The following is a 9,582-nucleotide window of genomic DNA, read 5'->3' on the forward strand; positions in this document are numbered from 1 at the left end:
GGTTTGGCGCAGCGAGAGTCATCAAGGTGAGGGCTATAACGAGCTGACGTTCGAAGACCAATCGGGCAGTGAGCAAGTGTATTTACACGCGCAAAAAGACTGGCACACCGAGGTAGAAAACGACCGCGTGACCGAGATAGGTCATGACAACCACCATCAAGTACACAACGACCAATTTCATCGTGTGATGGGCAATGCGCATCATACCGTGGAGGGAGAGAGTCGCCAGTACACTCAACAAGACCAAACCCTGATTGTCGACGGCTCGCTGCATGTCAAAGCTGGCCAAGTATGGGTGAATGACGCCAGTAACGAAATTCACATCAAAGCCGGTCAAAAAGCAGTGATTGAGGCGGGAAGTAGCATCACCGTCAAAGCCGGCGGCAGTTTTGTCAGCATTGATGGCGGCGGTGTCCACCTTGTGGGCCCTGCGATTAACCTCAACTCAGGCGGCAGCCCTGGTGCAGGCAGTGGCTATGCCGGCAAAGTCGCCGCCCTGCCATTTGGGGTGGAGTCGCCAGAGAGTCCCGATCCTTTACCCCTGCAGCTTTCACCTGCGACCTTAAAAGTGGCATCGGTGGCAAACCTTCCTGTGCTGAAATTGTGTCAACGACAATTCGATGGTTCATGCCCTCGTCAAGATTGTCCGTGTTTGCAGGAAGAGGGATAAGTGTATGGCAACGCATTATTGGCTTCTCGTTGATGCAGTAAGGATCAGTGATGCCGCGCAACTGATTCAAGAACACTTTAGTGTCCAGCAAATTCTGCCCCTATATGCAGGCACTCCCTTTGATTATCTGCTTGAGCAAAGCCCTTATTTGGTGAATATGGGAGCGGATATCGCTAACGTCGAGACATGGCGCACACTGTCTTATTTTGATACCAGCTCGGTAATATTTGCAGTGGATGACAAAACCTGTGCAGATGACTTTATTGCGCACTTACAAGCGATGTTGAAGATAGAAGTTGCTGGCCAAGTTTTATGTTTGCGCTTTCAAAGCCAACGACTTTGGGATGCCGTTTTAGCACACGCCAATACAGACGATATCGTGCAATGCTTGGGGCCTAGCAAAGGGGTGTTTTGGTTTAACTCAGACGATGTGCCTGTGTGCCTATACAAGCCAAATCCATTCACGCCCGTGGAGGGCGAACAACAAGATTCTGTTTTTAAGCAGTGGGTGTGACATGAAAGAATACAAAATAACGAAAGGTGACTGCTTAAGTCTTATTGCTGAAAAGTTTGACGTCTCCGAAGAGGATCTTCTCAAGCTGAACAGTACGCAAATCAAAGATCCCGACTTTATCTATGCTGGAGATACGTTAAAGATAGAGCTGCCGGAACCTGCCGATACGGAGGCCTCTCGCGAATCATTTAAAAAGGCACCAGAAGCGCCTGCTACGGAACAAGAGTGTCAAATCGCTGATTTTGTCGACATCTTATATGTGCCAGCGCATCCTAAGACGGGTGAAAAATGCTGGTACGCAGTGACACAAGAGGCCAAGGACCTTATCGAAGAAGAAAAAGTCCTAATGCAGGACGCCGTTGTTGAAGGCGACTACAGCACCACATTGGCAAATATCAATCAGCTTGGCATCATGTCTAAGTTTGCCACACGCCCTCATGAAGCGTTTATGGATGAGGAAGACAAGGAACTCTATACCACCCTTCTGCCACTGCGTTTAGTGGTACAAACAAAAGCCTATTATAAATCTGCGGATCCTCAGGGGTTTCTAACCCAGGCACTTGAGGAGCTTGACTTAGCGTTTGATGATATTGTTCAGCAAGAGACTCGACGAGAAAATGCTGAAAGAAATGCACTGTATTATGGCGGTAAGTTTCAATCTCTTGCACCTCAAGACAGAAGTGGCAACGCAAATTTTGACAAATTGGTCGAAGAGCGTGTCCGTACTTTTATATTGAATGCCATTGACGAACGTATTACCGAGCTGGAAGAGGAAGCGGAAAGAAATGCTGGCAACATTAATTCAGATGATGGGACTAAGTTTGTATTTAGCGAAGACCACCAATACTTCACATCACGAAGAGAAGAGCGGATTAAAAGAGCGTGTAACCTTATTTACGACTATATCGATGGTCTGGATCTGGCTAAAAGGCCACACCAAGCGGCGATACGTGAGCTTAACGAGCTAGCGAAAGATGGTTTTCTTCCCGGTTTCAAGCTACTCAACCAAGAAGGTATTGTTTTTAAAGAGCAATGTTTGACGTTGGAGCAACTAGAGGGAGATGTCGGTGTTGCGGCGGGACCTCAAGTATTACGCAACCGCGGAGACGACTGGCGGACATCACCAGAACCAATTTCAATCGAGCAGACTGAGCTGATTGATAGCTTATACCAAGAGATAACAGGTAGCACTGAAATAAATGACAGCCTAAACATTGAAAGCCTTGTTAATGATGTCAATAAAGCCGCGTGGTCGTATTATCCAGCTAAGGCATTGATACACCTTATCGACATGACGATAACCAAACATCAAAATGCTTTGAATCAAATACTGGGTCAAAGCCAAGGCACACCGCTTGATAAGCTTTTTAATAAACTATTAACAATAAAGTTGATAGCACAAAAAAGAATAGAGCATTTAAAAATCTTGGCTAAACAAACGGCTCAAAAAGGCCCTAACCAGCTTCGATTCTTTTTTGCCGATGCTGAAAGGAAAGATCTGGCACCCGATCTTGTATTAGTGTGGGATAGAAAAGATCACCAGCCCAATAAAAAAGGTGTAAGTGCCTTTGTCAATGATGCGGGACTCAGCGATATTCAGCCAGTTGAGTGCAGTTTTTTATCCACAGGGCAAGTTTTTTACCTGCGTGGACCAGAGTGGTATATGCCTTACGATAAGTCAGATCCATTCTATACCAAAGCAGCTTGCCATGTTGATTTCATTACTGATCGTATTACGTTTGCATCTCCTCAGACAGGCGGGGGGAATATCGTTGGTGTAAATAGTGTCACTGATGCATTAAAAGAGTTAAGAAAAACAAGTGTCCAAGTGTGCATAGCCCCGTTAAAAACGCAATCTCAATTCGACACTGTGTTTTGGCAAGATAGTTACCACGCTCAAGAAGGCAATATCGAGGGTTTAAACGAGCCTGCTTATGCGGAAGATGCAGGAGCACAATTTCTTCGTTTTACAGCAAAGGGAGAATCAGCACTTAACCTTCCGTTATCAGGCTATTCAGACCTAATCAAAGATCCTCGCCAAGTGGGGGCGAGTGGCAATATTTCGGCTAAGTTGGCGCTTTTGCAAGGACAAATGAGTATTTGTCTGTGGTTACCAGAGGGTGAGCAAAACAATACCTTGGGTGAAAATGCATCAGCGTCATCAGCTAGGGGTCATGCGGTGACGCTTTTCTATACCGATGATAAGGGTGATGAGTACAGCTACGATGTTGGCGCGTTAATGGCACGTATAACCGGTTCAGTCTATGGGTTAGTTGGTGCGACGTGTCAGTTAGGGAGTAGCGTTACTGTCGGTCCTAGTGACATAGATAATGGGCTAGGGGTACGTGGTAGTACCGTTACCCTTTTCGACCCTAACGTCCATCGAGTTGAGAATATGACTGGTGCAACGCAACAAGACTTAGTGAATAGTCAGGTTGCAGCGGAGGCAGGTGTAACGGTAGATGCCTTTGTCGGAGTAGAAGTAGGCGGTGCCTTGGGGGCGGACGTTTTCTGGGTAGCACCTAATGCTCGAGTTCCTAAAACCTTAGGTACGATTAAGGGTGAATTTTCGGCCGCGTACGGCGCAGGCTTTCACAGTGAATTCCGTATTGCTTTCCAGGCCGGCGTCCTAGTGGTCATCGCATCTGCGCGCTTAGTAGTTGGAGGCGGGTGTAAGGGCACCTTGGGCATCGAATTAAATGCGATCAATAGTGATGACTTTATCGACTGTCTACTTGGCGTACTTAAGCAAAGTAACTTCCGCCGCTTATCTGTGTTTGGTGATGTAGATGAAAACGGCATAAATGATGATTTTAATACCCTTAACGACATCGCGACGATAGCTATTGGTTTGGGTCTATCTTTTTCTAAAGTACTACTCATGCCACCGAACCTGTGGGCATCGTACAAAAAGAATGTCATAAGCAAAGAATATGCTCCGTTCTTAGCCGAACAGTTAACAGAAAAAAAGAAGGCAGAGAAGGCGAAACCTTGGGTTATGAGTATTCCGCCTCAAACATTAGCTAATCTTTTGAATACGCTATTAAAAACGCAAACGGAAACGACCTCTTTACTTGAAACTATACTCGATACGTTGCTAGATAGAGAAACGGAGACCAGTGTAGAAGACAGCGCTGAGTTTTTAAATAGACGCCAAGCTCAAGCAATTTTAAATATTATGGAATGGTTGAGTAACGATACAACAAACCAAGATGAGCATGGGCCATGTGCGAGTCAGCGACAGTGGAAAGAAGCTTTGATTGAGATGGCCGACCTTCATGCAGGAGCTGATAAACCTCAGCAGTGGGAGGGGTTCAGAGAGAGCTGGTATAAAATAGCAAGGTTTATTCATAGAACTCTTTTGGTTGCTGGAACAGTTCAACAGAGTGATTTATTGAAAAAAGTTAGAAATGACTTCGATCAAGCTTCAAAAATTCTCTGTGGCAGAATGGTACTAACTAGTTACACAAACACGGTTGATACAAAACGACTCGAACCTGTCACTCATACAGAGTATCGTGCCTATGCGCGTTCAGTGGTGGCTAATGCTAGTAGACGAGGTGTAGAAATTGAGCTAACTAGCTATAAAAATGATGAAGATAACAAACATATCGCATTAGTACCCGAAAAAAATGAAAAAATAATTGATTGGAGCCTTAAAGATGTTGGTTTATAAAAATATTATAAAGATAGCTTTTCTGCTATTTGTAGTGATAGCTATCAGTGCTTGTAAGGAAAAAGAAAAGGCGATCAACCCGGAAGATGATATCCCTTTATTTAAGAGCTTTATTGAAAGGAACATCGATAAAGTAGCCGATGATCCTTATATATCCAGCACAGTTCGTCCTGAAAATGAAATGTATGATGTGTTGCTTGACCTACAACGAGGAACGCCGTGGAACAAAGAAGAAGAAGATAGGTTTAACCGCCTGATAGGAAGAGGGAATGCTCATGCAACGATTCTATATTCGCGATTAACATTGAATGATATCTCAGAAAAAAGTGTCGCAGTATCTCGTCTAGCGAAGCTAATGAGCGAGGGAAATCCTTATGCAGCTTATTGGCTTTCTAATAGAAGCTATCGCTGTCGAGCACACCTAGGCTCGAGTAGTCTTGGTAATAAAGTAGCGAAAGATCTTGGCTTAGATACCTCCTATGAAAATAAATACTGCACTGAGGAAATTTACCAAAAAGCAGTCGAGGGATTNTTATGCAGCTTATTGGCTTTCTAATAGAAGCTATCGCTGTCGAGCACACCTAGGCTCGAGTAGTCTTGGTAATAAAGTAGCGAAAGATCTTGGCTTAGATACCTCCTATGAAAATAAATACTGCACTGAGGAAATTTACCAAAAAGCAGTCGAGGGATTTAAAAAACTCGCAGCGGAAGGCGATCTTCGTGCTCAGTATTTTTTGTTAAAAGATCAAGGTCTTGATGAATCAGTAGAAAAGCGTGAAGAGTATATAAAAGAAGTGATTCGATTTGCAGAGGCGCATTACTATAAGCCATTGATGGACTATACCGACTCATTGCAAAAGCAGACAAATAACGGTGTCATCTTTCGTTCAAAAGAACTAGAAAAATTAGCATTCGATCTTTTTAAGATTGCAAGTAATAATAATTACATCCCAGCTATGGGGACAGTAATGTACTACGAAGAGAGTAATGATGAATTATTCGAAAGAATGAAAAAAGTAGGAGGCAGTTACTACTTTTTATCAATGGCATTAGATAGAAGTGATGAGCTAAATAATCAAGAAAAATATTGTCATGCGTTATTGTACGAAAAGATATTTAAGGATAGTCGTTATTTTATTTATTATGATGACTGGCCAGATAAGAGTGATTACGATGAAAGCATTTGTAATATAGAAAAAGAAATCGCTGAGATGAAACCGATGATTTATATCGATTACTTCACTAGGATCGATAATTGGGGCCAAGGTTGATTTTCTGTTCAGTTGAGACTGGTACGTTAAAAATTTCAAGACTTCTTGGCCGTTTTGATTTGACATCCTAAATGTTCACCACCCAGTGAGTGTTATAACACTTGCTGGGCGGTAGCATTTCTTAGCTTTAAAACGTTATGCTATCTCTCGGCCAAAACATCACTACCTGTTGGGCATAGCACTATGATAAGTCATAAAACGATTATCCAAGTTATACTTTTAAGCATATCGATGAGTTTCCTCTCCGGTTGCAAAGAAAAGGCGATCAACCCTGAAGATGACATTCCTTTATTTAAAGACCTCATTGAGGCGAACATTGATAAAGTTGTCGATGATCCTTACATATCAAGTACACTGAGGCCTGATGATGAGATGTATGAAGTGATGTTAAAACTACAACGGGGTATACCTTGGAGTGAAAGCTGATAAGAGGAACTCAATCGTCTATTCTAGACGGTCAGGAGGATTCGGTCCTCATAGGGCAAGTACGAGAGAAAAAGCGCATATTGCTTTGGGATGAGCACAAAGATTGGGCACCAGAAAATTTGAACAATCAAATTGTGCCTGACTCAATGGCGTTGAATACGACAATTGTTGAGTGCGCACTCACTTCCAAGCCAAACGAAGCGATGTATATACGCTCAACATGTGCGGTTATAGATAATGACCCAGCAAGGAATAAGCAAAGTTGTGCGCAAGTTTATGAACCCACGCTACCAACAGGGCAAGGAGTGATAAAGCCCGAGGGATTCAAGGACGCGTTAAGAGACGCCTTGGGGAATGATGCGGAAATTAAAAAGACGTTTGCGTTGGCCAACGTGGGGGGAGAGGTCGCTTTAGATGAGGCCTATGAGTATGTGCTACCGTGGCGAACCCAGCAAACCGAGATTTTTGGTAACACCGTTAAGATGGACGTTAGCGGCGGCGCACAATTTATGCGATTTACATATTCAGCGCAGGCAGCAGCTGAAAGCGTCAACTTAAACTTAGTGGGGAACACGCAGCTGGGAGCGTCGCTTGATTTCGCCAGCGGCCAATTAGCGACAAAATTCTCCATTCCAGCTGAAAACATGTACGATCTAAAAGTTCCTTATTACACCGTTGACAATGAGCGTCGTGAAGTGAGCTTAGGAGACATTCGCTTCGACATTGAAGCGGTTGTGCACGGTATGTTAGCGGCAAGCATAAAATACTCGAATGAGATTGGATTTGGTCAAGATGGTGCCACAGGCGCCACAGGCCTGCGGACATCTCAAACCTTTATTGCAACACGTTTGGAAAGCAAGAAAGACCTAGAACTCGCAGATGATAGTAAACTGCGAAATATTAAGGCGGGTGCAAAGACTGAGGTGTCGGCCTTTGCTGGTGCAGAGGTAGGTGGACAAGTCAGTCTTGAATGCTTATGGAAAAATGTGGGTAGCTCGGACATGAAACAGTTGTTTAAGCTCGCCACTCGTCTCACCGCGCAGTTAGGCGTTGGAGCCAAACTTATCTTGCAATGTACCTTAGATAATGGCCGCTTAATTTTTCGTTTCGACTTTGGCGCCGCGTCTATTGCCGGTTTCTCTGGCAAGCTGGCGTTTGAGTTAGACCCGCTTGCTTACGATGAATTTATCTCACGGCTGTTAGATGTGATGGAGCACCCGAGCTTCAGTCGCTTTGGCCTATTCCATGAAAGTGACGGCAGTGAAGCCTTTTATGCTTTTAACAGGCTACTGACAGTGGCCGTTGCCTATCAACTTACCCTGACGCAAATTGCACTGCTTCCTTTTCATCTTATTCGCGATATGGAGCAGCGAGCGTTGGAGGCGACGAACGCCCCCTTTGTGGCGAACTTCATTAATAGTGACGTTGAGACATCCGGTCAGCGAGACTGGATCAAGAAAATGCCGGCTGAGACCTACGCCAAGCTCTTTTCGGTTCTATTGCATTATCATGATTTAGGATTTTGGGGTAACGATGCAGAAGCTGCTGAGCGTAATCTTAACCAAGTGGCTGCGATGACCAAGCTTTTAGAATGGATAAGAGGAGAGAGCCACCCGATAAGCGATAATGCCAAGAAAAAGTTCGAGAACGTCATGCAAAGGGTCGGAGAAGAGATTGAGATGGAGCTTCCCGAAGAGGTGAAATGGCAACAGTATGCGGAAAACATTGATAGAATTATCTGTTTCTGGGAAGAATCCTATAAAAAATTGGATCTTATAAAAGACCAAGACTTCAAGCGTGATTTAATTCGTCGCAAGGAGCTTCTAGTCAATAATGTATCTTCTTTAACGGAAGATTGGGCTCCTTTGAAAAGAATTATAATACTTCCAGCTTATCAAAAAGTAGACGAATATATAGTGGTTAACCGGGATGACAAAGAAGGTATCACTTATGCTAAAAGACAAGGATATCGCGAGTTAGTAGGTGGTAGAAAACAATGAAGTTGATTATTTTATTATTTGTTTTTTTATTTTTTCAACGTCGTCATCTAAAGCTGAAACAGTCCAAGAGGGATTATCTCTGCTAAATGAAGGAAAGTATGAAGATGCAAATGAAGTTTTTAAATCGCTTTCTGATAAAGGTAACGCTAAAGCCTCTTACTGGTTAGCCTATACACAATTTAAAACATCAGGCACGCTAGGCGCAGGGTCGAGCCTATTAAAAGCTGCTGAAGGTGGTAACCCTTGGGCAATGGCGACACTAGCAGGTACCCATATGCCAAAGGTGACGACATCATATTGTAATTATCTTGGCTGGCCGTGTGATGAAAAATGGGTTGATAAAGCAATTGAGGGATGGGAGAAACTCGCAGAAGAAGGTGATGGAAAGGCAATGTATGCCCTTTTATATCATGACCCTAGCTGGTGGCAGTACATTCCAATATATAGCGACTACCGATATGGGAAAATAGCAAGAAAGTTATATGAGAATAAAGGTTTCGCTTTCTTTTATGACTCCTCATTCTGGTCTTTTTTTAATGAAGAAAAGAGAGTTGAGTATTTGGGAAAGATGGCTTCAGATGGCGATGGCGTAGCATCCTATAAATTGTTTCATATACTTGAAGAGAATGAAGAAATCAGAAAAGCGATTAGTACGATAGAAAATGGAATAAAAGAACGAAATTCTTACGCTTTATATAGCGCATCTGTAGGGTTAATACGTCTTAAGAGGACGTATAGTATAGGCTCGAAAGATGAAAAAACTTCTAAACGCGCGTATTTCTATTGTAGCGCTGCTGATAGTCTTCTCGGAAATAACGATAGATGTCGTGCTATTAACTTCTTTGATTTCGAATATGATCGAAATATAGGAATGCATAAGTATTATGATAAAGTTACCGGAGAAAGGGTGACAGAAAAACAGCTTGAAAATATTCGAAAAGAGGCGAAAGAATATGTCGCAGGATATCACACTGATTTAAAACTCGATGAAACAACCGTTGAATTCTTCAAGGGCTATAGTGATA

General features: G+C 43.3%; 6 protein-coding genes. All 6 read left to right on the plus strand.

What is annotated here, in order from left to right; genetic code table 11:
* Positions 1-670: type VI secretion system tip protein VgrG (locus BZG20_RS16030; RefSeq protein WP_108744040.1), on the plus strand; the 670-nt coding region annotated here is incomplete at its 5' end.
* 4 nt (positions 671-674) lie between these two features.
* Positions 675-1,184 (plus strand): DUF4123 domain-containing protein, encoded by a 510-nt coding sequence (locus BZG20_RS15760; protein WP_158010050.1) that lies wholly within the window; start codon positions 675-677, stop codon positions 1,182-1,184.
* Position 1,185: 1 nt separating this feature from the next.
* Positions 1,186-4,860, plus strand: coding sequence for a LysM domain-containing protein (locus tag BZG20_RS15765; protein ID WP_158010051.1), 3,675 nt, complete (start codon positions 1,186-1,188; stop codon positions 4,858-4,860).
* Positions 4,861-6,362: 1,502 nt separating this feature from the next.
* Complete coding sequence (locus BZG20_RS15780) at positions 6,363-6,557, plus strand: hypothetical protein (protein ID WP_131825362.1); 195 nt, start codon at positions 6,363-6,365, stop codon at positions 6,555-6,557.
* Between the two features lie 80 nt (positions 6,558-6,637).
* Positions 6,638-8,557, plus strand: a complete 1,920-nt coding sequence (locus BZG20_RS15785; protein ID WP_077579599.1) for a hypothetical protein — start codon at positions 6,638-6,640, stop codon at positions 8,555-8,557.
* The coding region (locus BZG20_RS15790; RefSeq protein ID WP_077579600.1) for a hypothetical protein at positions 8,541-9,582 on the plus strand (1,042 nt) is incomplete at its 3' end. The genes BZG20_RS15785 and BZG20_RS15790, both read left to right, overlap by 17 nt.

This window comes from Salinivibrio sp. IB868, assembly GCF_001995655.1.
GTDB classification, from domain to species: Bacteria; Pseudomonadota; Gammaproteobacteria; order Enterobacterales; family Vibrionaceae; genus Salinivibrio; species Salinivibrio siamensis.